General features: G+C 66.5%; 22 protein-coding genes. 7 read left to right on the top strand and 15 right to left on the bottom strand.

Translation table 11 applies throughout. From position 1 onward, the window contains the following. Positions 1-143 precede the first annotated feature (143 nt). Positions 144-2,516 carry a xanthine dehydrogenase family protein molybdopterin-binding subunit gene (locus XI02_RS19345; protein ID WP_018271173.1) on the top strand — a complete coding sequence of 791 codons (2,373 nt, stop codon included), beginning with the start codon at positions 144-146 and terminating at the stop codon, positions 2,514-2,516. Positions 2,517-2,698: 182 nt separating this feature from the next. On the opposite strand, the gene XI02_RS19340 is transcribed toward XI02_RS19345, so the two are convergent. Continuing rightward, positions 2,699-3,502, bottom strand: coding sequence for a hypothetical protein (locus tag XI02_RS19340; protein ID WP_018271172.1), 804 nt, complete (start codon positions 3,500-3,502; stop codon positions 2,699-2,701). A 135-nt stretch (positions 3,503-3,637) separates the two neighbouring features. Between XI02_RS19340 and XI02_RS19335 the strand changes: the two genes are divergently transcribed. The 3 genes from XI02_RS19335 to XI02_RS19325 are packed head-to-tail and all read left to right on the top strand — an operon-like array spanning position 3,638 to position 7,068. After that, entirely contained in the window at positions 3,638-4,138 is a 501-nt protein-coding gene (locus tag XI02_RS19335; RefSeq protein ID WP_018271171.1) for a YaiI/YqxD family protein, read from the top strand. Positions 4,139-4,142: 4 nt separating this feature from the next. Next, positions 4,143-5,960 carry an ABC-F family ATP-binding cassette domain-containing protein gene (locus tag XI02_RS19330; protein WP_018271170.1) on the top strand — a complete coding sequence of 606 codons (1,818 nt, stop codon included), beginning with the start codon at positions 4,143-4,145 and terminating at the stop codon, positions 5,958-5,960. Between the two features lie 28 nt (positions 5,961-5,988). Beyond that, the gene (locus XI02_RS19325) at positions 5,989-7,068 is read left to right on the top strand and encodes an alanine racemase (RefSeq protein WP_018271169.1); all 1,080 of its coding nucleotides are present in this window, start codon (positions 5,989-5,991) and stop codon (positions 7,066-7,068) included. 206 nt (positions 7,069-7,274) lie between these two features. Here the strand turns inward: XI02_RS19325 and XI02_RS19320 are convergent, their stop codons facing one another. Then, entirely contained in the window at positions 7,275-8,177 is a 903-nt protein-coding gene (locus XI02_RS19320; RefSeq protein ID WP_018271168.1) for a LysR family transcriptional regulator, read from the bottom strand. A gap of 94 nt (positions 8,178-8,271) precedes the next feature. On the opposite strand from XI02_RS19320, the gene XI02_RS19315 reads away from it, so the two are divergent. Then, positions 8,272-9,489, top strand: coding sequence for an MFS transporter (locus tag XI02_RS19315; RefSeq protein WP_018271167.1), 1,218 nt, complete (start codon positions 8,272-8,274; stop codon positions 9,487-9,489). 82 nt (positions 9,490-9,571) lie between these two features. On the opposite strand, the gene XI02_RS19310 is transcribed toward XI02_RS19315, so the two are convergent. The 9 genes from XI02_RS19310 to XI02_RS19270 all read right to left on the bottom strand — a co-directional run bounded on the left by XI02_RS19310 (position 9,572) and on the right by XI02_RS19270 (position 19,328). Next, complete coding sequence (locus XI02_RS19310) at positions 9,572-10,795, bottom strand: TIGR03862 family flavoprotein (protein WP_018271166.1); 1,224 nt, start codon at positions 10,793-10,795, stop codon at positions 9,572-9,574. Between the two features lie 2 nt (positions 10,796-10,797). Then, on the bottom strand, positions 10,798-11,715 hold the full coding sequence (locus XI02_RS19305) for an SDR family NAD(P)-dependent oxidoreductase (protein ID WP_026192649.1): 918 nt from the start codon (positions 11,713-11,715) through the stop codon (positions 10,798-10,800). Between the two features lie 266 nt (positions 11,716-11,981). Continuing rightward, positions 11,982-12,128: a hypothetical protein gene (locus tag XI02_RS19300; RefSeq protein WP_225159189.1), complete on the bottom strand. Its 147-nt coding sequence runs from the start codon at positions 12,126-12,128 to the stop codon at positions 11,982-11,984. A 198-nt stretch (positions 12,129-12,326) separates the two neighbouring features. Continuing rightward, on the bottom strand, positions 12,327-12,806 hold the full coding sequence (locus XI02_RS19295) for a MaoC family dehydratase (protein ID WP_016846543.1): 480 nt from the start codon (positions 12,804-12,806) through the stop codon (positions 12,327-12,329). 13 nt (positions 12,807-12,819) lie between these two features. Continuing rightward, positions 12,820-14,544, bottom strand: coding sequence for an AMP-binding protein (locus XI02_RS19290; RefSeq protein ID WP_018271165.1), 1,725 nt, complete (start codon positions 14,542-14,544; stop codon positions 12,820-12,822). A 128-nt stretch (positions 14,545-14,672) separates the two neighbouring features. Continuing rightward, complete coding sequence (mmsB, locus tag XI02_RS19285; protein ID WP_018271164.1) at positions 14,673-15,560, bottom strand: 3-hydroxyisobutyrate dehydrogenase; 888 nt, start codon at positions 15,558-15,560, stop codon at positions 14,673-14,675. 25 nt (positions 15,561-15,585) lie between these two features. Next, positions 15,586-16,668 carry an enoyl-CoA hydratase/isomerase family protein gene (locus tag XI02_RS19280; RefSeq protein WP_018271163.1) on the bottom strand — a complete coding sequence of 361 codons (1,083 nt, stop codon included), beginning with the start codon at positions 16,666-16,668 and terminating at the stop codon, positions 15,586-15,588. Next, positions 16,665-17,810, bottom strand: a complete 1,146-nt coding sequence (locus XI02_RS19275; RefSeq protein ID WP_018271162.1) for an acyl-CoA dehydrogenase family protein — start codon at positions 17,808-17,810, stop codon at positions 16,665-16,667. The genes XI02_RS19280 and XI02_RS19275 overlap by 4 nt, the downstream gene beginning before the upstream one ends. Before the next feature lie 21 nt (positions 17,811-17,831). Then, positions 17,832-19,328 (bottom strand): CoA-acylating methylmalonate-semialdehyde dehydrogenase, encoded by a 1,497-nt coding sequence (locus XI02_RS19270; protein WP_018271161.1) that lies wholly within the window; start codon positions 19,326-19,328, stop codon positions 17,832-17,834. A 121-nt stretch (positions 19,329-19,449) separates the two neighbouring features. Here XI02_RS19270 and XI02_RS19265 point away from each other — a divergent pair, with 121 nt between their 5' ends. Next, positions 19,450-20,364, top strand: a complete 915-nt coding sequence (locus XI02_RS19265) for a LysR family transcriptional regulator (RefSeq protein ID WP_018271160.1) — start codon at positions 19,450-19,452, stop codon at positions 20,362-20,364. Positions 20,365-20,528: 164 nt separating this feature from the next. Here XI02_RS19265 and XI02_RS19260 read toward each other — a convergent pair whose 3' ends face one another. Further along, a complete protein-coding gene (locus tag XI02_RS19260) occupies positions 20,529-21,140 on the bottom strand; it encodes a TetR/AcrR family transcriptional regulator (RefSeq protein ID WP_016846536.1) in 612 nt (203 codons plus the stop codon). A 60-nt stretch (positions 21,141-21,200) separates the two neighbouring features. Continuing rightward, entirely contained in the window at positions 21,201-21,752 is a 552-nt protein-coding gene (locus XI02_RS19255; RefSeq protein ID WP_018271158.1) for a PaaI family thioesterase, read from the bottom strand. A gap of 133 nt (positions 21,753-21,885) precedes the next feature. Between XI02_RS19255 and XI02_RS19250 the strand changes: the two genes are divergently transcribed. Continuing rightward, positions 21,886-22,656 carry an enoyl-CoA hydratase gene (locus tag XI02_RS19250; protein WP_018271157.1) on the top strand — a complete coding sequence of 257 codons (771 nt, stop codon included), beginning with the start codon at positions 21,886-21,888 and terminating at the stop codon, positions 22,654-22,656. Positions 22,657-22,664: 8 nt separating this feature from the next. Here XI02_RS19250 and XI02_RS19245 read toward each other — a convergent pair whose 3' ends face one another. Continuing rightward, a complete protein-coding gene (locus XI02_RS19245; RefSeq protein WP_307724553.1) occupies positions 22,665-24,065 on the bottom strand; it encodes a sensor histidine kinase in 1,401 nt (466 codons plus the stop codon). 141 nt (positions 24,066-24,206) lie between these two features. Next, on the bottom strand, positions 24,207-25,463 hold the full coding sequence (locus XI02_RS19240) for an MFS transporter (protein ID WP_018271155.1): 1,257 nt from the start codon (positions 25,461-25,463) through the stop codon (positions 24,207-24,209). Between the last annotated feature and the right edge of the window lie 129 nt (positions 25,464-25,592).

Genomic DNA, 25,592 nt, shown 5'->3' with positions numbered 1-25,592 from the left:
AAACTTTAGCAGCGTCAAAGCCCTACGCAAACTCCGTTCACATTGGGTCCATGCCCAATCGGGCGTTGTCGTTAAGGGGGGTGTGCGTTATCTCCTCACCGCCCCCAAACTCCAGCAAATCCGGGCATTTCAGGTCATTTTCGATGCAAGATCACACGCCGCCTGCCTCCCTCGAAAACGCTATCGCACTGCAAAAATACGGTGTCGGACAGCCTGTTCGACGAAAGGAGGACGACACCCTGGTGCGCGGCAAGGGCAAATACACCGACGATTTCTCGCTGCCCGGCCAGGCGTACTGCTGGATGGTTCGCTCCTCGCATGCCCATGGACTCATCAAGGGGATCGATACCGCGGCCGCCAAGGCGATGCCGGGCGTGCTCGGGGTCTGGACCGGCGCCGACCTTGCGGCCGCCGGCTACAACCCCTTCACCTGCGGCCTGCCGCTGAAGAACCGTGACGGCTCGCCGCTCAAGCAGACCAACCGACCGGCGCTGGTGACCGACAAGGTGCGCTTCGTCGGCGATCCCGTCGCCTTCGTGGTCGCGGAGACCGCGGCGCAGGCGCGCGATGCCGCCGAGGCCGTCGAGGTCGATATCGAGCCGCTGCCGGCGGTGACGGACGCGGCCGAAGCCGCCAAGCCCGGCGCACCGCAGCTCTATGACGACATCCCCGATAACGTCGCGCTCGACTATCATTATGGCGACACCGCCAAGATCGAGGCGGCGTTCGCCGGCGCGGCGCACGTCACCAAGCTCGACATCGTCAACACCCGCGTCGCCGTGGTCTCGATGGAGCCGCGCGTCGCCCTCGCCCACTACGACAAGAAAACCGAGCGCTTCACGCTGCAGGTGCCGACCCAGGGCGTCTCCGGCAACAAGGCGATCCTGGCCCGCCTGCTCAACGTGCCCGCCGACAAGGTCCGCATCCTCACCGGCAATGTCGGCGGCTCGTTCGGGATGAAGAACCTCAACTATCCCGAATACACCTGCATCGCGCATGCGGCGCGCGAGCTCGGCCGCCCGGTGAAGTGGCTGGACGAGCGCTCGACCAGCTTCCTCTCGGACAGCCAGGGCCGCGCACAGCTGATCCATGCCGAGCTCGCGCTCGATGCCGACGGCAAGTTCCTCGCGGTGCGGCTGTCCGGCTACGGCAATCTCGGCGCCTACATCACCGGCGTCGCGCCGGGCCCGCTGTCGCTCAACACCGGCAAGAACCTCGCCAGCGTCTATCGCACGCCGCTGCTCGGCGTCGACATCAAGACGGTCCTGACCAACACCACGCTGATGGGCGCCTATCGCGGCGCCGGCCGGCCGGAGGCCAACTACTACATGGAGCGGCTGATCGATGCTGCCGCCGACGAGATGGGCATCAACCGCTTCACGCTGCGCAAGCGCAACTTCATCAAGCCGTCGCAGCTGCCCTTCCCGGCGGCCTCCGGCGTCACCTATGACAGCGGCGATTTCGCCGCCGTGTTCCAGAAGGCGCTGGAGATCTCCGACTACGACAATTTCGCCAAACGCAAGAAGGAGAGCAAAAAGAGCGGCAAGCTGCGCGGCATCGCCGTCGGCTCCTATCTCGAGGTCACCGCGCCGCCGTCTGGCGAGCTCGGCAAGATCAGCTTCGAGCCCGACGGCTCGGTGAAGCTCACCACCGGCACGCTGGATTACGGCCAGGGCCACGCCACCCCGTTCGCGCAGGTGCTGTCCGACCAGCTCGGGGTGCCCTTCGAGAAGATCACGCTCGAACAGGGCGACAGCGATCTCGTCCGCTTCGGCAACGGCACCGGCGGCTCGCGCTCGATCACCGCAACTGGCCAGGCGATCGTCGAGGCTTCCGCGCTCGTGGTCGAGAAGGGCAAGAAGGCCGCCGCGCACATGCTGGAGGCCTCCGAGGCCGACATCGAATTCGGCGCCGGCCGCTTCACCATCGCCGGCACCGACCGCTCGATCGGCATCATGGAGCTCGCCGAGCGGATGCGCGCCGGCAAGATGCCCGAGGGCACGCCGGAGACGCTCGACGTCGATCACGCCACCAAGGAGACGGCGTCGACGTTCCCGAACGGCTGCCACGTCGCCGAGGTCGAGATCGATCCCGACACGGGCGTGACGCGGATCGTGCGCTACTCCGCGGTCAATGATTTCGGCGTCGTGGTCAATCCGATGATCGTCGCCGGCCAGCTGCACGGCGGCGTCGCGCAGGGCATCGGCCAGGCGCTAATGGAGGAAGTCAGCTACGACGCCTCCGGCCAGCCGATCACCGGCTCGTTCATGGACTACGCGCTGCCGCGTGCCGGCGACGTGCCGTCGATGCTGGTCGGCGATCATCCCTCGCCGGCGAAATCCAACCCGCTCGGCACCAAGGGCTGCGGCGAAGCCGGCTGCGCCGGCAGCCTCGTCTGCATCGTCAACGCCGTGGTCGACGCGCTGTCGGACTACGGCATCAAGCACATCAACATGCCGCTGACGCCGGAACGCGTCTGGCGCGCGATCCAGGACGCCAAGGCGAAGGCGGCGTAGGGGCTGCCTTGCCGTAACCACAAACACAGGTGTCATCGCCCGCGAAAGCGGGCGATCCAGTATTCCAGAGACGTCAGCGATAGAACCGAGGAGCCGCGGCGTACTGGATCCCCCGCTTTCGCGGGGGATGACAGTTGCGCGCGTCGATGGACTGCCCGGTTAATGCCGGCAGCGTCGTCGACCTACGCCGCGGCCTGCTCGCGCGGCTGGGTGATCGCGATGTGCCAGCAATGCGCGAGCGGCACACCGTTGCCGAGCACCAGCGCGTCGAGCTCGACGAAGCGGTGGCCCTTCTTGTCGTAATTGCCGGTCACCTTGGCGCGCGCGGTCAGCTCGTCGCCGATCTTGCCGGCCGACAACAGCTGCATGCGGGTGCCGACATGGATCCAGGGCCCGAGGATCGCATTGTCGACCAGGACCTTGTTCATCACCCGCGGCAGCAGGCCGGGATGGCCGAGCCCTTCGCGCAGGTAGATCGGGTCGGTCTCCCTGATGTCGGCGAGATATTCCTTCGCGGCATCGCCGGACCAGTCGCGCGGGATGGTGCCGAGCCACTTGCCCTCTTCATAGGACGACGCGCTGACCGGCTTGCGCTCGGCGACCGCGGCAACCTGTTTGTAGTCGTCGAGCACGAATTTCGGCGCTGAAGTCGGCAGCGAGGCGGTGCCGGTGGCGCAGAGCTCGCCGCGGCTGTGGAGCTCGATCGTGAGCCCGTTGCCGGTCTCCTGGCCGGTCAATTCCGCGATCTCGCCGTCATAGACCGGCTTGACGAAGCGCGCCTCGATCAGGCCGCGCGCGAGAAAATCGCGGCCCCATTTCTCGACCGGCAGGTGCATCATGTAGGCCATCACGTCGACGCCGGGCACCAGCCCGCCGGAAAAGCCGAACTTCCGCGCCACCGTGTCGTCGTGGATCTTGTTCTCCGAGAGCTTTGACGTGTTGTAGGCCGAGACGCGGTAGGTCAGCGAAGCCGTCTTCGAATCCATGGGGTTTCCCCTTATTTCCGTTGTTTTTGTCGGGCAATCGTAGTCGAACCGGGCATCGTGACAAGCCTCTCGTTTTGCTCGCAATTTTCCGCCCGATGGAGTACACGCAGGCCGCGCCTGCCAACCCTGGAATCGATGACTGAAACCCCTGCTCCCACCCGCATCTATGTCGACGCCGACGCCTGCCCGGTGAAGGACGAGATCTATCGCGTCGCGATCCGGCACGGCGTGCCCGTCAGCGTGGTCGCGGGCAATTTCATCCGCGTGCCGCAGGATCCGCTGATCGAGCGCATCGCCGCCGGTTCCGGCATGGATGCGGCCGACGACTGGATCGCGGAACGCGCGCGTGAGGGCGACATCGTGATCACGGCGGACATTCCGCTGGCGAGCCGCTGCGTCAAGGCCGGCGCCGACGTGATCGCGCCGAACGGCAAGCCGTTCACCGAACAGTCGATCGGCATGACGCTCGCGGTGCGCAACCTGATGACCGATCTGCGCTCGTCGGGCGAGATCACCGGCGGGCCGAAATCATACTCGCCGCGCGACCGCTCGACCTTCCTGTCGACGCTCGACCAGACCATCCGCCGCATCCAGCGCCGCCGCGCCGAGCAGGCGCCGGCGAGCCAGCAGGGTTAGCGCGATGGCTCCGCCTCCTCTCATCCAGCTCAAGGACATCAGCCTGACCTTCGGCGGCACGCCGCTGCTCACCGGCGTCGAGCTGTCGGTCTCCGCGGGCGAACGCGTCTGCCTGATCGGCCGCAACGGCTCCGGCAAGTCGACACTGCTGCGCATCGCGGCCGGCCTGGTCGAGCCCGATGCCGGCAGCCGCTTCGTGCAGCCCGGCGCCACCATCCGCTATCTGCCGCAGGAGCCGGATTTCGGCGACCACAAGACGACGCTGGCCTATGTCGAGGCCGGGCTCGGCCCCGGCGACGACCACTACCAGGCGCGCTATCTGCTCCAGCAGCTCGGCCTCAGCGGCGAGGAAGATCCCGCGCATGTCTCCGGCGGTGAGGCGCGCCGCGCGGCGCTGGCCCGCGTGCTGGCGCCCTCGCCCGATATCCTGCTGCTGGACGAGCCGACCAACCATCTCGACCTGCCGACCATCGAATGGCTCGAGGGCGAATTGGAAAGCCGCCGCTGCGCGCTGGTGCTGATCAGCCACGACCGCCGCTTCCTCACCAATTTGTCGCGCACCACCGCCTGGCTCGACCGCGGCCAGATCCGGCAGATCGAGCGCGGCTTCGGCGCCTTCGAGGCGTGGCGCGACGAGGTGCTGGCGGAGGAAGAGCGCGAGCAGCACAAGCTCGACCGCAAGATCGTCAACGAGGAGCACTGGCTGCGCTACGGCGTCTCCGGCCGCCGCAAGCGCAACGTCAAGCGGCTCGGCAATCTCTTCGCGCTGCGCGACCAGCGCCGCAACTATCGCGGCGCCACCGGCAATGCCACGCTCGCCGCTGCCGAGGCCGAGAAATCCGGCCGCCTGGTGATCGAGGCCAAGAACATCACCAAGGCCTATGGCGAGCGCAGGATCGTCGACGGCTTCTCGACCCGGATCCAGCGCGGCGACCGGCTCGGCATCGTAGGTCCCAACGGCGCCGGCAAGACCACGCTGGTGCATCTGCTGATCGGCAACGATCCGCCCGACTCCGGTTCGGTGCGGCTCGGGGCCAATATCGAGATGGCAACCCTCGACCAGCATCGCGAAAGCCTCGACCCGAAGCTGACGCTGGCCGAGGCGCTGACCGGCGGCCGCGGCGATCACGTCATGGTCGGCGACAAGTCGAAGCACGTGATCGGCTACATGAAGGATTTCCTGTTCGCGCAGGAGCAGCGCGGCACGCCGCTGGAAGCGCTCTCCGGCGGCGAGCGCGGCCGCCTGATGCTGGCGCGCGCGCTCGCCAAGCCGTCGAACCTTTTGATCCTGGACGAGCCGACCAACGACCTCGACCTCGAAACCCTCGACGTGCTCGAGGACATGCTCGGCGACTACGAGGGCACGGTGATCCTGATCAGCCACGACCGCGACTTCCTCGACCGCGTGGTGACGTCGGTGATCGTGCCCGAAGGCCAGGGACGCTGGATCGAATATGCCGGCGGCTACTCCGACATGCTGGCGCAGCGCGGCGCCGACGTGAAGCGCGAGACGGTGAAGGCCGAAGCCCCGACCGAAGAAAAGACAGAAGCCAGGGCCGCGGCGCCCGAAGCAGCACCGAGGCGCCGGCTGAGCTTCAACGAGAAGCACGCGCTGGAAACCTTGCCGAAGACCATCGACAAGCTGCATGCCGAAATCGCCAAGCAGCAGAAGCTGCTCGACGATCCCGATCTCTATACAAAGGATCGCAAGACATTCGACGCTGCCTCGGCCGCGATCGCAAAGGCGCAGCAAGAGCTCGCCGCCGCCGAGGACCGCTGGCTCGAGCTCGAAGTGCTGCGCGAAGAGATCGAACAGGCATAATTTGTAGGATCGGTAAGAAGGACAGACCATGACCACGCCCCTCGCCGCCAAGATCGCCAAGGAATACGGCACGCCCTGCGCCGTGATCGACATGGACCGGGTCGAGCGCAACATCGCGCGCATCCAGAAGGCCTGCGACGAGGCCGGCGTCGCCAACCGTCCGCACATCAAGACGCACAAGAACCCGATGCTGGCGCAGCTGCAGATCAAGGCCGGCGCCAAAGGCGTCACCTGCCAGAAGCTCGGCGAGGCCGAGATCATGGCGGATGCCGGCATCGACAACATCCTGATCAGCTACAATCTGCTCGGTGACGAGAAGATGGCGCGGCTCGGCGCGCTGCAAGGCAAGGCCAACGTCACCGTCGCCGCCGACAATTCCGTCGTCGTCGGCGACCTGCCGAAGGCCGCAGCCGCCTCCGGCCGCCCGCTCACGGTTGTGGTCGAATGCGACACCGGCCGCAAGCGCGCCGGCGTCGAGACCCCGGCCGAGGCGATCGCGCTGGCGCGCGAGATCGCTGCCTCCAAGGGCCTCGCCTTCGCGGGCTTCATGCTGTACCCGACCGAGACCGGCTGGGCCGATGCGCAGAAATTCTACGACGAGGCGCTGGCCGGCGTTCGCGCTTACGGCCTCGATGCGACAATCGTCTCCACCGGCGGCACGCCGAACCTGAAGAACCTCGGTAAGCTGAAGGGCGGCACCGAGCACCGCTTCGGCACCTACATCTACAACGACCGCATGCAGGTCGCGGCCGGCGTCGCGACCTGGGACGATTGCGCGCTGCACGTCTATTCCACCGTCGTCAGCCGCGCCGGCCCCGAGCGCGGCATCCTCGATGCCGGCTCCAAGACGCTGACCTCGGACACCGGCGGCCTCGAAGGCCACGGCCTGATCCTCGAACATCCCGAGGCCAGGATCGCGCGCTTCGCCGAGGAGCACGGCTTTCTCGATCTGTCCCGCAGCAACACGCGGCCCAATGTCGGCGACGTGGTGCGGGTCGTGCCCAATCATGTCTGCGTCGTCGTCAACATGATGGACGAGGTCGTGATGGTGCGCGGCGACGAGATCATCGGTGCGTTGCCGGTGACGGCGCGGGGCAAGCTGCGCTAGCGCCCGCGCATCCTTCGAGGCTCCCCGAGCAGCGCAATTGCGCCGCTCGGCTCGCACCTCCAGCGACAAAGGCGAAGCCTTTGCGTGGGGATGACGCTCTCTCGACTGCCCGATCACGCTCTCTCTGAGCCGTCACCCCGAGGTGCGAGCGGAGCGAGCCTCGAAGGGCGGCGGCGGGCTAAAGGTCGCGAAGCACAGGAGCCTCGCTACCCATGCATCAGCGCCTGCAGCTCGCGGTCCAGCGCCGCGCGAAACACCTCGATCGGCCGCGCCAGGCGGCCGGCCGGCGGGCGATGCACGATCCAGGCACGCACCGCGGGATTGAAATCCGCGATCTTCACGGCCTTGAGCCGGCTGCGGATCGGGCTCCGCTTCAGCGCAACCGGCGTCACGAGGCCGATGCCGAGCCCGCGCGCCACCAGCGACAGGCGCAGCTCGCTGTCGAGCGCCTCGACGGCGATGTTGAACGGCAGATGCGCCGCATCGAAATGGCGCTTCAACGTCTGGCGGAAGCCGCAGCCGTCCTGGTTGATCACCCATCCGGTCCGCGACAGCCATTCGAGGTCGACTGACTTCGGCGTCTTCATGTCGCGCGCGACGACGAACACCACCGGCTGCGCGCCGAGATCGGAGGCCTCGAGATCGTCGGGCGGTGCGGTGCCGTCAGGAAGGCAGATCGCCGCCGCGTCGAGCTCGTTGCGGCTGACCCGCTCCATGTGGTTGGGCGACCAGCCCGAGACGACGCGCACCGCCAGCGCCGGAAATTCGCCGCGCACCGCGTCGAGCGGACCGGTCAGCCCCGCCTCCGACAGAAACGGCGTCAGGCCGAGCCTGAACTCGCCGCGCACCGCGCCGTCATTGGCGACGCCTGACTTGAGGTCGTCGAGCATGCGCAGCAGCCGGCGGCCCTGCTCATAGGCCTCGATTCCGGCCGCAGTCGGCTTCAGCGGCTTGGAGAGCCGGTCGAGCAGCTGCGCGCCGAGCATCTCCTCGAGATTCTGGATCCGCCGCGTCACGCCGGGCTGGGTCAGGTTCAGCCGCGCCGAGGCCGCGACGATCGATCCGGTCTCCACCACGGCGACGAACGCGACGAGGTCATGGGTGTTCATAAACATTCTCGCATATTCTTCATCATCTTATTTGAATTGTAGCATATTATGCCGATCCCCTAAAGGGGGCCTCGCCACTCCATCGCGAGGCCCCATGACCATCTCCGAAGCCACCAAACTCTCCCCGGCGCGCACCGTCGCCGTGCGTCCCCTGATCTGGATCGGCGCCATCACGACCGGCACCGTCGTCACCAATCTCTTTGCGCCACAAATCCTCGTCGGTCTGATGGGCCGCTCGCTCGGCATGACCGCGCTGCAAGCCGGCCTGATCTCGACGCTGACCCTGCTCGGCTACGCGCTCGGACTGCTGCTGCTGGTGCCGCTGGTCGACCTCGTCGAGAACAAGCGGCTGATCCTGCGGACGCTGGCCTGCGCCATCGTCGCGGCGATCGGCACCGCGATGGCGCCGACGCCGCTGATCCTGCTCGCCGCCACCTTCGTCCTCGGCGCGTCGTGCGCCGCGATCCAGATGGTGGTACCGCTGGTGGCATCGATGGTGCCGCCGGAGCGCCGGGGACAGGCGATCGGCGATGTGATGAGCGGCCTGATGATCGGCATCCTGCTGTCGCGGCCGATGGCGAGCCTGATCGCGGACAGCTGGAACTGGCGCGGCTACTATGTCACCTCGGCGGTGCTGATGACGGTGCTCGCCGCAGCACTGGCGCGCACGCTGCCGACGCTGCAGCCGGCGGCGAAGGTCAGCTACGGCGCGTTGCTGCGTTCGTTCCCAAAACTGCTGCGCGAGGAGCCGGTGCTGCGCGTTCGGTCCTGGACCGCGGCGCTGGTGATGGCCTCGTTCACCGCGTTCTGGGCCGCCGTGGCGCTGCGCCTGCCGGATGCGCCGTTCCAGCTCGACGCCGGGGGCATCGCGCTGTTCGCACTGATCGGCGTCGCCGGCGCTGTCGCGACACCGCTGGCCGGCCGCTGGGGCGACCGCGGCCTGGCGCGGCCGATGCTGATCGGCTCGCACCTGCTGATATCGGCATCGCTCGCGCTATGCGCTTGGGCCGGCGTGATCGAATCCCGAATCGGGGCGCTGGTCGTGCTGAGCCTCGGCACCATCCTGCTCGATCTCGGCATCACCACCGACCAGACGCTCGGCCGCCGCGCCGTCAACCTGCTGCGCCCCGAGGCGCGCGGCCGGATCAACGGCCTGTTCGTGGCGCTGTTCTTCATCGGCGGCGCGGTCGGCGCGGCAGCGGCATCCGCGGCGTGGAGCTTTGGTGGCTGGACCGCGGTATGCGCAGTGGCCGCGACGTTCGGTGTGCTCGGCCTGATCACGGACATCGCCACGAAGACGGGATCGGAGTGAGTGGCATCGCGCAGGATGGGTAGAGCGCAGCGAAACCCATCAACTTGTTTCCGCGAGGAGACATGATGGGTTTCGCTTCGCTCTACCCATCCTGCGAATTAAGCCAATTCAACACACCCTTCCCGGCGGCGACGCCCGTTGCAAACGACGCCTGCAACAGATAGCCGCCGGTCGGCGCTTCCCAATCGAGCATCTCGCCGGCCGCGAAGACGCCGGGCAGCCGCCGCAGCATGAAATGCGCGTCGAGTTCGTCGAACCTGATCCCGCCGGCGCTCGAGATCGCGCGTGCGATCGGCGCCACGCCTGACACCTTGATCGGCACCGCATTGATCAGTTCGGCCAATTCGGCCGGCGGCAGCGCGGCCAGCGACCGGCCGGAGGCGACTGCCGCCTCCTGCAACAAACCGATGCCGACCGGTGAGAGCTGCGCGGCCTTGCGCAGGAAATTGGAAAAGGATTGCTTGCCCTTCGGCGCCGACAGCCGCGCGACCAGTTCGTCGCCCGCAACATCGGGCCGCAACGCCACGCTGAGCATAGCCGTGCCGTTGGCGAGCACCGCCTCGCGCAATTCCGCCGACAATGCGTAGATCGCGCCGCCTTCGATGCCGGAGCGGGTGACGATGGCCTCGCCGCGCATCGTATGCGAACCGATCGTGAGGTCGACGCCCTTGAGCGGCTGGCCCTCGAACCGGTCGCGGAAGATATTCGACCACGCAACCGTGAAGCCGGAATTGGCTGGCTTGATCGGCGTCACCGCAATGCCCTTCGCGGCAAGGATATCCGCCCAGGCGCCGTCGGAGCCGAGCCGGGGCCAGCTCGCGCCGCCGAGTGCCAGCACGGTCGCATCGGCATTGACTGTGCGCTGGCCGTCCTGCGTCTCGAACAGCAGTCCCCCCCGCGCGTCCCATCCAACCCAGCGATGCCGGAGTGCGAACGCGACGCCCGCGGCATCGAGCCGCCGTAGCCAGGCGCGCAGCAATGGCGATGCCTTGAACGCTTTTGGAAACACCCGGCCGCTGCTGCCGACAAAAGTCGGCTGCCCCAGCACGTCGCTCCAGGCGCGCAACGCGTCGGGTGGAAATGCCTCGACCGCAGCCTTCAGACGCAGCACCGCCTCGCGATAGCGCGCGAGGAAATCCGGCAGCGGCTCGGAGTGGGTGAGATTGAGCCCGCCACGGCCGGCCATCAGGAACTTGCGGCCGGCCGACGGCATCGCGTCGTAGACGGTGACCTGTGCGCCACCTTGCGCGAGCACCTCCGCCGCCATCAGGCCGGCAGGTCCGGCTCCGATGACGGCGACGGTCATACTCAGAGCTTGATCCCGGCCCGCGCAGCGGCCTGGGCGACATACTTCTGCGTCTGCTCGAACGCGCCCTGCAGCGCCTTCGCGGTCGACATGTCGCTGATCGCATTGAAGTGCGCGGCGACGCCGTCCGGCGTCCATTCGGACTGCGGTAGGTTGACGCCTTCGGTCTCCAGCACGCGGATCACGGCAAACGAGCCGGCGCCGGCGCCCATGATGGTGCGGGTCGGTGCGTCCTCTGACAGCAGGAATTCGACCGCGGGCGTGATCGCTTCCGGCTTCATCAGCGCCAGCGCCTGCGGCGGCAGCAGTTCCTCGGTCATGCGGGTCGCAGCCGTCGGCGAGATGGTGTTGACCTTGATGTTGTTCTTGCGGCCCTCTTCGGCGAGCACGTTCATCAGGCCGACCATACCGGCCTTCGCCGCGCCGTAATTGGCCTGGCCGAAATTGCCGAACAGGCCGGACGACGAGGTGGTCAGCACGATGCGGCCGTAATTGCGCTCGCGCATGCCGGCCCACACCGCCTTGCAGCAGTAGAAGCTGCCGGTGAGATGCACGTCGAGCACCTTGGCCCAGTCGGCGACCTCGAGCTTGGCGAACGACTTGTCGCGCAGGATGCCGGCATTGGCGCACAACAGATCGACGCTGCCCCACTCCTTGGTGGCGCGCTCGACCATCGCGGTGACCTGCTCGAAATTCGAGACGTCGGCACCGTCGGCCATCGCGGTGCCGCCGGCTTTCCGGATCTCCTCGACCACGGTCTCGGCCGGCGACAGCGAGCCGCCGGTGCCGTCGCGCGCGCCGCCGAAATCGTTGACCACGACCTTGGCGCCGCGGCTGGCGAGTCCCAGCGCATGCGCCCGTCCGAGACCATTGCCCGCGCCGGTGACGATAGCGACGCGTCCGTCAAACCTGATTGCCATGCTTGTCATTCCTGCTCTGACTTCCCTGCTCCCCTTGTGGGAGAAGGTGGCGCGCGCGAGCGCGCCGGATGAGGGGTTCCCTCCACGGATGAGCACGCGGAGAGAGACCCCTCACCCGGCTTCATCTCGCTCCGCTCGATTTCGCCCCCTCCCACAAGGGGAGAGGGTACATGCTCGAGCGGCATGAAAAGGTTGGGGACTTTTGAGCAGCGATGGATGGCCGGGTCAAGCCCGGCCGGGGCAGCGAGGCACGGCCACCGGGCGCGCTAGACCGAAGGGGTCATCGACCCGCAGGGTTTCAGGCTCTTGAGCAGATGCCCGCTCCAGCACTCGTGATGCTCTTGAGCGTAGCTAATCGCACCGATCACAATCAAAGCGACTACGACAATTCCGGCGACGATGTTTTGCACCATGGCTGCCACTCCCGGGACCGCACCGCCTAAAGCGGGCATCATGGACACCAGGGAACACAGCCGTCAATGCGCTACATAGGCCGGAGCAGCGCACCGCATAAAAAACCGATCGGACGGCTCGCTTCACCTCCCCCGCTTGGCTTGCGGGAGAGGTGGCACACCCCTTCGCGGTTGCAACACAACCGCGTCTTGTGACCCTCAGCTGAAATAGATCAGGCCGAGCCAGTCGGCGACCAGCGCGGGCTTTTCCTCGCCTTCGATCTCGACCGTGACGTTGGTGCGCGACAACAACTCCTTCGGCTTGCGCAGCGTGGCTTCGGCCAGCACAAAGCGGCCGCGAACGCGTTTTCCGGAGCGCACCGGCGAGATGAAGCGCAGCTTGTCGAAGCCGTAATTGACGCCCATCGCGGTGCCCTCGAGCACCGGCATCACCTCGTAGGACATGATCGACATCAGCGACATCGTGAGGAAGCCATGGGCGATCGTGGTGCCGAAGGCGGTCTCCTTCCTGGCGCGCTCGGGATCGACATGGATGAACTGGTGATCCTCGATCACGTCGGCATAGGTGTCGATGCGGCCCTGATCGAGCAGGTGCCACGAGGACACGCCGATCTCCTTGCCGACCATGCCCTGGTAGGTTTCCAGCGACACCGGCGGCTTCTTCCAGACTTCGTTCATTGGCTAACCTCTGCTAACCGGAGGTCCGCACCTTCTGCAGCTCCGGAAATTCTTCCTCGCGGAACTCGACCCCGCGCAACGCATCGCTTCTGACATCGTCATGTTCGAGCCGGCGCAACTGCACGCGACGGATTTTTCCAGAAATCGTCTTCGGCAGTTCGGTGACCAGTTCGAGCTTGCGGATGCGTTTAAACGGTGCGAGCCGCGTGTGCAAATGTTTGAAGATCGACAGCGCGGTCTCCGGCGTTCGTTCGACGCCTGATACCAGCAGTACATAGGCCTTGGGAACCGCGAGCCGGATCGGATCCGGGCTCGGCACCACGGCGGCTTCCGCCACCGCGTCATGCTCCAGCAGCACGCTTTCCAGCTCGAACGGCGAGATGCGGTAGTCGGAGGATTTGAACACGTCGTCGGTGCGGCCGACGAAGGTGAGATAGCCCTCGTCGTCGGTGAACACGACGTCGCCGCTGCGATAGATCTCGCCGTCGGTGCCGATGAGCTTGCCGTCGTCGCCCTGATAGCCCTGCATCAGGCCCGCCGGCCGATCGTCGCCGAGCAGCAAGGTCACCTCGCCCTCCTTCGCGGCGTGGCCGTCATTGTCGGTGACCTGGACGCGATAGCCCGGCAGCGGCCGGCCCATCGAGCCGACCTTGACCTTCTGCCCCGGCGAGTTGCCGGCCAGCGCGGTGGTTTCGGTCTGGCCGTAGCCGTCGCGGATGGTCAGCCCCCAGGCCGATTTGACCTGGTCGATGATCTCAGGATTAAGCGGTTCGCCGGCGCCGCAGACTTCGCGCAGCGAGACCTTGAAGCTCGCGAGGTCCTCCTGGATGAACATCCGCCACACCGTCGGCGGCGCGCACAGCGTGGTGACGCCGCAGCGGCCGATGATCGAGAGCAGTCCTTTCGCCTCGAAGCGCGGCTGGTTCGCGATAAAGATCGTTGCGCCGGCATTCCACGGCGCGAAGAAGCAGCTCCAGGCATGCTTGGCCCAGCCGGGCGACGAGATGTTGAGATGGATGTCGCCGGGCTGCAGGCCGATCCAGTACATGGTCGAGAGATGGCCGACCGGGTAGCTGCGCTGGCTGTGCCGCACCAGCTTCGGCTTTGCCGTGGTGCCCGAGGTGAAATAGAGCAGCATCGGGTCATCGGCCTTGGTGGGGCCATCAGGCGTGAATGCGTCGGACTGCTTGGCTGCATCCTCAAACGACAGCCAGCCGTCCTGCGCCTGCGTCGCGCCGACCACGATGCGGGCGAGCTTGTCGCTGCCGAGGCCTGCGAACTTCGCAACCTGATCCTGCGTGGCAACCACCGCCCTCGCCTTGCCGCGGTCGAGCCGGTCGCGCAATTCATCCGCGGTCAAGAGCGTGGTCGCGGGGATCACGACGACGTCGAGCTTCATCGCGGCCAGCATGGTCTCCCACAGCGGCACGACATTGCCGAGCAGCAACAACAGATGATCGCCGCGCTTCAGCCCCTGCGCGCGCAGGAAGTTCGCAACCTGGTTTGAGCGGCGCGACAACTCGGCGAAGGAAAGCTTGGTCTCGTTGCCGCTGGCGGCATCGACGATCCACAGCGCCGGCCGGTCGCGGCTGTCGGCATTATCAGCCAGTTCGGCATCGAACCAGTCGAGCGCCCAGTTGAACGGCACTGGATCCGGCCAGCGAAATCCCTTCACCGCGGCATCGTAGTCGGTGCGGTGTTTCAGCAGAAAGGCGCGTGCGTCCTGAAATGTGGTCATCCGGCTTCACCACGTATTCTGACGTCATCCTGAGGAGCCGCGCGAAGCGCGGCGTCTCGAAGGATGGCCACAGACACCGTCTTTCCATCCTTCGAGGCTCGCTCCGCTCACCTCAGGATGACGGCGATTTACTTCGGGGCAAGAGCCCTAACGTGCTGGATAATTCCGGAAAAGTCGACCCCGCCGTGGCCCGACGCGTCGAAGGTCTTATAGATCTCCTGCGCGTGCTTGCCGAGCGGCGTGACCGCGCCGGCGGCATTGGCGGCGTCTTGCGCCAAGGTCAGGTCCTTGACCATCAGGTTGGAAGCAAAGCCCGGCTTGTAGTCGTTGTTGGCCGGCGAGGTCGGCACCGGGCCAGGAACCGGGCAATAGGTGGTCAGCGACCAGCACTGTCCCGACGAGGTCGAGGCGACGTCGAACAGCGCCTGGTGTGACAGGCCGAGCTTTTCGGCGAGCACGAAAGCCTCGCCGACCGCGATCATGGAAATACCGAGGATCATGTTGTTGCAGATCTTGGCTGCCTGCCCTGCACCGCCGGCGCCACAATGCACGATCTTCTTGCCCATGTTGGCGAGCATCGGCTGGGCCGCCGCGAATGCCTTCGGCTCGCCGCCGCACATGAAGGTCAGCGTCGCGCCCTTTGCGCCGCCGGTGCCGCCGGAGACCGGCGCATCGACCGAGGCCATGCCGTGCTTGGCGGCCAGCGCATGCGCCTGCTTGGCGCTTTCGACGTCGATGGTCGAGCAGTCGATGATCAGCGCGCCCTTGGCCATCGCCGGAAGCACCTCGTTCCAGACGCCGAGCACATGCTTGCCGGCCGGCAGCATGGTGATGACGACATCGGCGCCCTTCACCGCGCCGACGCCGCTCTCGGCGATCGCGGCACCGTCGCTCTTGGCCTGATCGCGGGATGCTGCGACCAGATCGAACGCGGTCACCTTGTGGCCGGCCTTGACCAGATTGGCCGCCATCGGCCCGCCCATATTGCCGAGCCCAATGAATGCGACGTTTGTCATGGGAAGTCCTCCGCTTGCGACGTTTCTATTTGCTGTCTGGAAATTTCAATTCGTCGGCGCCGATCTCGGCGAAGTAAGGCGCGAGCATCTCCGGCGTCACCTGTTCGATCCGGGCCGGCGACCATGTCGGATTGCGATCCTTGTCGATCACGGCGGCGCGCACGCCCTCGCGGAAATCCTCGCTCGCGAACACTTCGAGCGCGGCGCGATATTCGCGCACCAGGCACTCCTCCAGCGTCGCGGTCGCGCGCGCCAGCCGCAGCAGTTTCAGCGTCACCACCATGCCGCGCGGCGACTTCTCGCCGAGCGTCTTCAGCGTGTCCCGTGCCATGTCGGATCCGTCGGCCGTCAGCGCGGCGACGACGTCCTCCATCCGGCCGCGCGCGAACCAGCCGTCGATTTTCGCCTGCATCGCGGCGACAGGGCCGGATTTCTCGCCGGTGGCAAAGCCTCCGATCAGCCGGTCGATCTCGGCCGAACCCGTGCCCGGCGCAACCTTGGTCAGCGCCTCGCGCAGCGCCGGCAGCTTTGCGCTCGGCACCACGGCGTCGGCGAATTTGGCGTAGATCGCATCGGGACCGTTCATCGTGGTGCCGGTCAGCCCAAAATAGGTGCCTATCTCGCCGGGCGAACGCGACAGCAGATAGGTGCCGCCGACATCGGGGAAGAAGCCGAGCCCGACCTCAGGCATCGCGAGTTTCGTCCGCTCCGTCACCACGCGGTGGCGGCTATGCGCAGACAGCCCGACGCCGCCGCCCATCACGATGCCGTCCATGAAGGCGACATAGGGTTTTGGGAATTTCTTGATCCGCGCGTTGAGGATGTATTCGTCGCGCCACAGGATCTTGCCGAGATCGCCCTTGACCTTGGAGCTTTCCCAGAGCGCGCGGATATCGCCGCCGGCGCACAGGCCGCGGTCGCCGGCGCCTTCCAGCACGACGACAGCGACATCGCCATCGGCCTCGAACACGTCGAGCGCCCTGTCGATGTCGTGGAACATCTCCAGCGTGACGGCATTGATCGCCTTCGGCCGGTTCAGCCGGATGATGCCGGCAGAACCTTCCTTGCGCGCGATCAGATCGCCCTCGGCCGCTGCCGCATCATTCATCGCGCGCCCTCGATCAACTTGCGCGACACGATCAGCCGCATGATTTCATTGGTGCCTTCGAGGATCTGGTGCACGCGCAGATCGCGCACGATCTTCTCGACGCCGTATTCGCTGAGGTAGCCGTAGCCGCCATGCAGTTGCAGCGCCTGGTTGGCGACCTCGAAGCCGACGTCGGTGCCGAACCGCTTGGCCATCGCGCACAGCATGGAAGCGTCCGGATCCTTGCGGTCGAGCGCCGCGGCCGCGCGCCACAGGAAGGTGCGCGCGGCTTCCAGTTCGGTCGCCATGTCGGCGATCTTGAACTGCAGCGCCTGGAATTCGTCGAGGCGCTTGCCGAACGCCTTGCGGTCCTTCATGTAGGCCAGCGCCTTGTCGAGCGCCGCCTGCGCGCCGCCGAGCGAGCACGCCGCGATGTTGAGACGGCCGCCGTCGAGCCCGGCCATCGCGATCTTGAAGCCGATGCCCTCCTCGCCGAGCCGGTTCGCGACCGGCACGCGCGCGTTCTCGAACATGACAGCGCGGGTCGGCTGCGCATTCCAGCCCATCTTGCGCTCGTTATTGCCGAACGACACGCCAGGCGTGTTGCCGTCGACGACCAGCGTCGAGACGCCGCCGGGACCCTCGCCGCCGGTGCGCACCATCGCGACCAGCAGGTCGGTGCTGCCGGCGCCGGAGATGAACTGCTTCTGGCCGTTGAGCACGTAATGATCGCCGTCGCGCGCCGCGCGGGTGCGCAGCGCAGCGGCGTCGGAGCCGGCGCCCGGCTCGGTCAGGCAGTAGCTGGCGATCAGCTCCATGGTGCAGAGCTTCGGGAGCCATGTCTGGCGCTGGGTGTCGTTGCCGTAGGCATCGATCATCCAGGACGCCATGTTGTGGATCGAGATGAAGGCCGACGTGGTCGGGCACCCCGTCGCCAGCGCCTCGAAGATCAGCGCGGCGTCGAACCGCGTCATCGCCGAGCCGCCGACATCGTCCCTGATATAGATGCCGCCGATGCCGAGGCCTGCGGCCTCGCGCATCACGTCCACCGGAAAGTGCTTTGTCTCGTCCCATTCGAGCGCGTGCGGCGCGATCTTCTCCGCCGCAAACGCCCGCGCCATGTCGCGAACCGCGATCTGGTCCTCGTTGAGAGCGAACTGCATGCTTCGCCTCTCGGGACGAGTTTACTTCATCGTCGGGATCGAGAACTCCGCGCCTTCCTTGACGCCGGACGGCCAACGCGAGGTCACCGTCTTGGTCTTGGTGTAGAAGCGGACCGAGTCCGGACCGTGCTGGTTGAGGTCGCCGAAGCCGGACTTCTTCCAGCCGCCGAAGGTGTAATAGGCGATCGGCACCGGGATCGGCACGTTGATGCCGACCATGCCGACATTGACCTTGGCGGCGAAGTCGCGCGCGGCGTCGCCGTCGCGGGTGAAGATCGCGACACCGTTGCCGTAGTCATGGTCGGACGGCAGCGCCAGCGCCTCGTGATAGTCGTGGGCGCGCACCACCGAGAGCACCGGGCCGAAGATCTCTTCCTTGTAGATCCGCATGTCCTTGGTGACGTTGTCGAACAGCGAACCGCCGAGATAGAAGCCCTTCTCGTAGCCCTGCATCTTGAAGCCGCGGCCGTCGACCGCGAGCGTCGCGCCTTCCTTGATGCCGATGTCGATGTAGCTCTTGACCTTCTCGACCGCCTCGCGGGTCACCAGCGGGCCGTAGTCGGCCGACGGATCGACCGAGGTGCCGATCTTGAGCGACTCGACGCGCGGGATCAGCTTCTCCATCAGGCGGTCGGCGGTGGTCTTGCCGACCGGCACCGCGACCGACACCGCCATGCAGCGCTCGCCGGCGGAGCCGTAGCCGGCGCCGATCAGCGCATCGACGGTCTGGTCCATGTCGGCATCCGGCATCACGATGGCGTGGTTCTTGGCGCCGCCGAAGCACTGGCAGCGCTTGCCGGTCTGCGCGGCGCGCTCGTAGATATACTGCGCGATCGGGGTCGAGCCGACGAAGCCGATCGCCTTGATATCGGGATCGTCGAGGATGGCGTCGACCGCCTCCTTGTCGCCGTTGACGACGTTGAGGATGCCGGCCGGCAGGCCCGCCTCGATCATCAGCTCGGCGAGCGCCATCGGCACGCCGGGATCGCGCTCCGACGGCTTCAGGATGAAGGCGTTGCCGCAGGCGATCGCCGGCGCGAACTTCCACATCGGGATCATCGCCGGGAAGTTGAACGGCGTGATGCCGGCGACCACGCCGAGCGGCTGGCGCATCGAATAGATGTCGATGCCGGGGCCGGCGCCCTCGGTGTACTCGCCCTTCATCAGATGCGGAATGCCGCAGGCAAACTCGGCGACCTCAAGGCCGCGCTGGATGTCGCCCTTGGCGTCGGGAACGGTCTTGCCGTGCTCGCGCGCCAGCAGCTCGGCGAGCTTGTCGTAGTCGCGCTGCACCAGCTCGAGGAACCGCATCATGACGCGGGCGCGGCGCTGCGGGTTGGTGGCGGCCCATTCCGGCTGCGCGGCCTTGGCGTTCTCGACCGCGGCGCGGAGCTCGACCTTGGAGGCCAGCGCCACCTTGGCCTGGACCTCGCCGGTCATCGGCTCGAAGACGTCAGCCGTGCGGCCCGACGTGCCCTTGACCTCCTTGCCACCGATGAAATGTCCGATTGAGCGCATGGAAAAACCTCCCTGAAGCACCTGAATCGCCGCTCCTCGCGGCGTGATCGCTTTACAAACCCTATTGACCCTGCATTTTATGGGATTCAAGTCCGATAAATTGCACCATAGATGTGCGGAAATGCTGGATCAAGGCGGCGGCACAATCGACTGGGACGACTTCCGTTTCGTGCTTGCCATCGTGCGCGGCGGGTCGGTTTCGGCTGCCGCCAAGCAGCTCGGCGTCGATCATGCCACAGTGATCCGCCGTGTCGACCGGCTGGAGCGCCACCTTTCCGCAAAACTGTTTGATCGCCGCAAGACCGGCTATCTGCTGACCGAGGCCGGCCAGCGCGTCGCCGACAGCGCGGAGGCGATGGAATCCACCATCGTCGCCAACCAGGAGGCGGTCGGCGGCTCGCGCGCCCATCTCACCGGCACGGTGCGGATCGGCGCGCCCGACGGCTTCGGCAGCCACTTTCTGGCCTCGCGGCTGGTCAAGTTCGCCGAACGGTATCCCGATCTCGATCTGCAACTCGTCGCCACCGCGCGGCTGTTCTCGCTCTCCAAGCGCGAGGCCGACATCGCGATCAGCCTGACCATGCCGAAGGAAGGCCGCATCGTCGGCCGCAAGCTCCTGGACTACACACTCGGGCTTTATGCCGCACCCGCCTATCTCGCCCAGGCGCCGGCAATTATTGCGCGCGCCGACCTGCCGCGGCACCGCTTCGTCGGCTACATCGAGGAGCTTTTGTTCACGCCGGAGCTCGACTACCTGCCGCAGGTCTCGCCAAAGATCTCCGCGAAATTCCGCAGCGCCAATCTGATCGCGCAGCTCAACGCCACCATCGCCGGTTTCGGCATCGCAGTGCTGCCGCACTTCATGGCGACCGCCCACCCCGAATTGCAGCCGGTGCTGCCGGACGAGGTGCGGATCTCCCGCACCTTCTGGCTCTTGATGCACGCCGACAGCAAGGACCTCGCCCGCATCCGCGCGGTGGCGGATTACATCTACGAGACCGTGGAAGCCGAGCGCGCTCTGTTCAGCGGGGTGTGAGCTGGACACCCGCTTATTCCCGTCATCCTGAGGAGCGCGTAGCGCGTCTCGAAGAATGCACGGCCCGGCTCGTGGCCGTCCACCCTTCGAGACGCGCGCGATGCGCGCTCCTCAGGGTGACGGATCGAGTATCAGGCGCGCTGCGCCAGTTGGCGCTTAAAGCGCTAATTCACCTTCTTCTTCGCCGGCGCCTTGGCCGCCGCGGCGCGCCCCAGCACCGCCTCGCGGCCCGCCGACAGGATCTCGTCGGACATTTCGCCGCTGCCGGCGATGCGCGACATCACGATGGTGCCCATCATGGTCGCCAGCGTCGCCGTCGCCTGCTTGCGGGCGGCCTTGCGCGGCACGTCGAGGATCTGGTCGGCCATCATGTCGATCATCTGGTCGAGCTTGAGGGCGAACGCCTTGCGGGTCTTCGGGCTCTCGCGGGCGATCTCGGCGCCGAGCGCCGGGATCGCGCAGCCCTGGCCGGGATCGTCGCGGTGCACCGCCGAAAGATAGCCGTCGATGATGGTTGAAAGCCGCTTCTCCGGCGGCGTGTCCGCGGCGACCTTGCGCCAGCGCTCGATGGCGCGGTCCATCGCGTAGCTGAAGGCCTCGATCACCAGCGCCTCGCGCGAATCGAAATGCGCGTAGAAGCCGCCATGGGTCAGGCCGGCGTCCTTCATCAGGTCGGCGACGCCGATGCCGTGGGCGCCCCGCTCGCGCAGCCGCGTCGCGGCCTTCTTGACGATCCGCGCGTGGGTCTCCTGCTTGTGTTCTTTCGAGTAGCGCATGCCAGTCTCATGGAATGTTTCTAATCATATAATAGCAGATTTGCGGCCGGAATGCTGCAGTTATTTCGCCTTGCCAGCCATTTTGGGTTCCCCGCCGAGCATCGAGAATGTCGCGGTCGCGTGCACCGCAAGATTGCCCCTGCCGTCGCGGACGAAGCCCTCGGTGTAGCTGGTCTGGCGGCCGAGCTTGATCACCTTGCCTTCGGCGCTGATGGTGCCCGAACGTGCCGACAGCGGCCGCAGATAGGTCAGCTTGAGATCGAGCGTGACCGAGGTCTGCCCCGCCGGCAGCATGGTCGAGATCGCGCAGCCCATCGAGGTATCGAGCAGCGCCGCGGCGGTCGCGCCGTGCATCAGGCCGATGGTGTTCTCGAGGCTCTCATGCGGCTCGAGTTCCATTACGATGCGGCCCTCCTCGACCACCGCCATGCGGAAGCCGATCAGTTTGGCCATCGGCGGCGGCGGCAACCGGCCGTCGCGGATCGCGCGCATCGCCTCGATCCCGGACATCGGCGCCGCCGCCTTGGCCACCGGTCCCGGCGCCTGCCATTCCACCACGCGGGTGCGCGTTAGATCGGGCGAATGAAGGTCGATGCTTTCGGCAGCGGTCATGACGGCTCCATTTATATGATGAACATAATTCTATAGATCCGCATCCCTCGGCGCAACCGCCGCGCCGGTCCCTTGACAGAGCCACGCTTTGTCCGGGACATGGCGCATCCATTCCTGCGCCGGGACTTTTTCCATGGACATGCTCAATCCCCACTGCGGCATCGACCGCGACTCCAGAGGCGTCTTCCGCCTCACGATCTGCAACGCCGGCAAGCTGAACATTGTGAGTTCAGCCGTCACCAACGGCGTGCGCGAAGGCTTTGAGCACCTGGCCGCCGACCGCGACATCCGCGTCGTGATCCTCGCCGGCGAAAGCGAGCGCAGCATGATCGGCGGCGCCGACATCAAGGAAATGGCGACGCTCGACCAAAAATCCGCTGAAGCATTCATCAGCCGGCTGCGCGACCTCTGCGAGGCGGTGCGCAAATTCCCGGCGCCGGTGATCGCCCGCTTGCCCGGCTGGTGCCTCGGCGGCGGCCTCGAGGTGGCGGCCGCCTGCGACGTCCGCGTCGCCGCGCATGACGCGATGTTCGGCATGCCCGAGGTGCGCGTCGGCATCCCCTCGGTGATCCACGCCGCGCTGCTGCCGCGCCTGATCGGCTGGGGCCGCGCCCGCTGGCTGATGATGACCGCGGAGAACATCGACGCCCAAACCGCGCTCGCCTGGGGCCTGGTCGACACCGTGGCAAAGCCCGGCGGCCTTGACGACGCCGTCGAGCACACCGTCAAGGCGCTGCTGGAATGCGGCCCCGAGGCGCTGCGGATCCAGAAGGACCTGCTGCGGCAATGGGAAGAGCTGCCGCTGACCGAGTCGGTGAACCTCAGCGTCGGCGTGTTCGGAAAATCGTTCCAGACCGGCGAGCCGCAGCGGCTGCTGCAGGGATTCCTGGATCGAAAGCGGTAGCGGCCCGCTCAGCTCGAGACGGGGATCTCGATCAACACCAGCGTGCCGCGGCCCGGCTCGCTCTCCAGCGCGATCCGGCCGCTCAACGACGACACCACGGTGTTGAAGGCGATGTGCAAACCGAGGCCGATATTGCCCCGCTCCCGCCCGGTGGTGAAGAACGGATCGAACACGCGGGCCTGCAAATCCTCGCGGATGCCGACACCCTGGTCGGCGCAGGCGATCCGGGCAAGCGCCTGATCCGGCTGCGTCACCGTCATGGTGAAGCGTCCGCCGCCGCCGTCGGGATAGGCGTGCGCCGCCGCGTTGAACGCCAGGTTGCTGATCACCTGCGCCAGCGCGCCGGGATAGCTGTTGAGGATGATGCCTTGCGGGCACGTGACTTCGACGACCAATCCCTGACGGGACAGCAGCGGCCCGAGCTTTGAGATCAGATCAGAGAGCCAGCCGCCGAGCTCGAACGTGTGACGCTCCTCGTCGGCGTGATGGATGGCGACCTGCTTGAAGCTGTGCACCATCTCGGATGCCCGATGCAGGTTTTCCGAGGTCAGTCGAAGGCCGTTCCCGATCCGTGCAATGCCCCGCGTCAGGTCGGAGCGGCGGACGGCGGTGCCGTTGAGCGCCTCGCTCATCGCGCGAAGGTCCGCCTCCATGGTGGTTGACGTGGTCAGCGCGAGACCAAGCGGCGTGCTGACCTCGTGTGCGACACCGGCGACGAGCTGCCCGAGCGAGGCCAGCTTCTCGGCCTGCACGAGGTGCGATTGCGTCGCGTGCAAATCGCGCAACGAGGCTTCCGAGCGCTCCTTTTCCTGCTTCAGCGCCTGCGCCGTCCGGAACTGCTGGCGCGCGCGGAACTCGCGGGCGGCGACGGCGTAGAGCGACAGCGCATAGGCGTTGATGACGAGCGAATGATTGATGAAGCGCAAGCCCGGCGGCAACGCAGGCCCGAGCGATTCAGCGGTGCACAGCGCAATCCATGTCGTGAGACAGAACACCGCCAGCGGCCCGATCCGCAGCGGCAGCATGGTCGAGACGAACAGGATCACCATGATCATGCCCGGCGCCGCATAGGTGAATCCCGAGGGCAGCACGAGGTAGACGCTCGGCAGCACGCAGCCTGGAATGACGCAATAGACGAGGAAGATCGTCTCGGCCCACGGCTTCATCGCGGGCAGCGCGAGCAAGGCAGTGAGCGGCAGCAGGACCAGCACGGCGACCCCGCCGCGGATTGCCAGCGTGGTCGCCACGACCTCGGGATAGAGCACCCAATCCCAGAACGCATATCCGGCATAGGTGAAGGCGCCGAGCAGCATCGCGACCTGCGTCCAGCCGATATTGCCCCGCACGTACTGGTCGACAAATCGGCGCTCCTCGACGATGTCGTCGAAGCGCAGTCCAAGGCGGGTCAAAAGACGGAGCATAACGGTACTAAAGTATGAAAGGTCTTGGCGCTGGAATGGGAGCGTGGAAAATGATCTACGACAGCTTGCCCGCGCTGTCGCGTCCTTTTGGCGCATCGGCGACCGCGGCGCGGCATCGCGCCGCGCCCCTCACCGCGCGTTCGCCGGGGCGTGGGTCGGCCAAAGGTCGGCGCGCCAGTGCAGCGCGATCGCCAGCATGGTGATGAAGCCGGCGGCGGCGAGCAGCGTGCCGGTCGCGGTGTAGCCGATCAGGTCGATCAGGCTGCCGGCGGCGAGCAGCCCGAGCGGCAGGCCGTAGATCACCATCATGCGCACGCCCATGACGCGACCGCGCAGATGCGCGCTGGCATTGCGCATCAGCATCACGGCGGCCGAGATCATCGACATGCTCTGCGCGATGCCGGCGAGCAGCAGGCAGGCCATCGCGACCGGCATGGTCCGGAGCTCGACGAACACCAGGAGCATGGCGTACCAGGCGAGCGTCGCGCCGATCAGGAGCCGCGCGATGCGTACCCCGCCGGCCATGCTGAGCGTGATCGAGCCGATCAGCGAGCCCACCGCAAAGCTTGCCGAGAGATAGCCGAGCCCGGTCTGGTCGGCATGGAAGATGTCGCGCGCGACATAGGGCAACAGACCGTTGGTGAGCGGAAACGCGGTGAGGTTGGCGAGGAACGCAACGCACAGCGCGGCGCGCATGCCCGGACCGCTCCAGGCATAGACGATGCCCTCCTTGAGGTCGCGCAGCAGCTTTGAACCCGGCGCGTCGGCCGCGAGATCGGTCGTGCCATGCGACTTCGGGCGGCTCATGCAGAGCATCAGGATGGCGGCGACGAAATAGAAGCCGGCGATCCCGACATAGACGTAGCCGATGCCGAGCGCCGCGAACAATCCGGCCCCGGTCAGGGCTCCTGCGATACGCGCCGAGTCCTGCGTGGTGCGCGCCAGGCTGATGGCGCCGACCAGTTGCTCCGGCGGCATGATGTCGGCGAGCAGCGCCCCGCGCACGCCGAGATCCGACGGGCGGATCACGCCCATGATCGCGACGATGATCATGACGTTCAGCGGGGCGAGATGCCCGGTCAGCGCCAGCGTCATGATGGTGCCGGCGAGCGCCGTATAGGCAAAGCGCATCACGGCGAGGAGATCGCGGTGCCCCATGCGGTCGCCGATCATGCCGACGACCGGCGCGACCAGCGTGCCGACATATTGCAGCGACGCCAGCACGGTCAGCAGCAGCACCGAGCCGGTCTCGACCATGATGTACCAGCCGAGCACCAGCGTCTCGACCTCGAACGCCCAGGAGGTGAGCAGATCGGACGGCCATTGAAAGCGATAGCTGCGGATGCGAAATGGCGCGAGCGCGGAGGTCCGCGTGGTCCCGCTCAAGACGCGATGACGCGTGTCACGGCGTGTCCTGCCCTTTTTCCTTGTTCTTCTGGGTCTTGGTTCTTGGTCGTGCTTGCGGCGCTTTGAATCTGTCTTGAGTCGCTTGGGAAAACGCCCTGTTCCGGCAGC

The sequence above is a fragment of the Bradyrhizobium sp. CCBAU 21365 genome (assembly GCF_015291305.1).
Classification (GTDB): domain Bacteria; phylum Pseudomonadota; class Alphaproteobacteria; order Rhizobiales; family Xanthobacteraceae; genus Bradyrhizobium; species Bradyrhizobium elkanii.
Note: the sequence above shows the minus strand (reverse complement) of the source record. Positions and strands in the feature narration are given on the sequence as shown.

Coding starts and splice junctions, on each gene's coding strand:
- XI02_RS19345 (WP_018271173.1), top strand. CDS start 144: ATGCAAGATCACACGCCGCCTGCCTCCCTCGAAAACGCTATCGCACTG.
- XI02_RS19340 (WP_018271172.1), bottom strand. CDS start 3,502: ATGGATTCGAAGACGGCTTCGCTGACCTACCGCGTCTCGGCCTACAAC.
- XI02_RS19335 (WP_018271171.1), top strand. CDS start 3,638: ATGACTGAAACCCCTGCTCCCACCCGCATCTATGTCGACGCCGACGCC.
- XI02_RS19330 (WP_018271170.1), top strand. CDS start 4,143: ATGGCTCCGCCTCCTCTCATCCAGCTCAAGGACATCAGCCTGACCTTC.
- XI02_RS19325 (WP_018271169.1), top strand. CDS start 5,989: ATGACCACGCCCCTCGCCGCCAAGATCGCCAAGGAATACGGCACGCCC.
- XI02_RS19320 (WP_018271168.1), bottom strand. CDS start 8,177: ATGAACACCCATGACCTCGTCGCGTTCGTCGCCGTGGTGGAGACCGGA.
- XI02_RS19315 (WP_018271167.1), top strand. CDS start 8,272: ATGACCATCTCCGAAGCCACCAAACTCTCCCCGGCGCGCACCGTCGCC.
- XI02_RS19310 (WP_018271166.1), bottom strand. CDS start 10,795: ATGACCGTCGCCGTCATCGGAGCCGGACCTGCCGGCCTGATGGCGGCG.
- XI02_RS19305 (WP_026192649.1), bottom strand. CDS start 11,715: ATGGCAATCAGGTTTGACGGACGCGTCGCTATCGTCACCGGCGCGGGC.
- XI02_RS19300 (WP_225159189.1), bottom strand. CDS start 12,128: ATGGTGCAAAACATCGTCGCCGGAATTGTCGTAGTCGCTTTGATTGTG.
- XI02_RS19295 (WP_016846543.1), bottom strand. CDS start 12,806: ATGAACGAAGTCTGGAAGAAGCCGCCGGTGTCGCTGGAAACCTACCAG.
- XI02_RS19290 (WP_018271165.1), bottom strand. CDS start 14,544: ATGACCACATTTCAGGACGCACGCGCCTTTCTGCTGAAACACCGCACC.
- mmsB (WP_018271164.1), bottom strand. CDS start 15,560: ATGACAAACGTCGCATTCATTGGGCTCGGCAATATGGGCGGGCCGATG.
- XI02_RS19280 (WP_018271163.1), bottom strand. CDS start 16,668: ATGAATGATGCGGCAGCGGCCGAGGGCGATCTGATCGCGCGCAAGGAA.
- XI02_RS19275 (WP_018271162.1), bottom strand. CDS start 17,810: ATGCAGTTCGCTCTCAACGAGGACCAGATCGCGGTTCGCGACATGGCG.
- XI02_RS19270 (WP_018271161.1), bottom strand. CDS start 19,328: ATGCGCTCAATCGGACATTTCATCGGTGGCAAGGAGGTCAAGGGCACG.
- XI02_RS19265 (WP_018271160.1), top strand. CDS start 19,450: ATGCTGGATCAAGGCGGCGGCACAATCGACTGGGACGACTTCCGTTTC.
- XI02_RS19260 (WP_016846536.1), bottom strand. CDS start 21,140: ATGCGCTACTCGAAAGAACACAAGCAGGAGACCCACGCGCGGATCGTC.
- XI02_RS19255 (WP_018271158.1), bottom strand. CDS start 21,752: ATGACCGCTGCCGAAAGCATCGACCTTCATTCGCCCGATCTAACGCGC.
- XI02_RS19250 (WP_018271157.1), top strand. CDS start 21,886: ATGGACATGCTCAATCCCCACTGCGGCATCGACCGCGACTCCAGAGGC.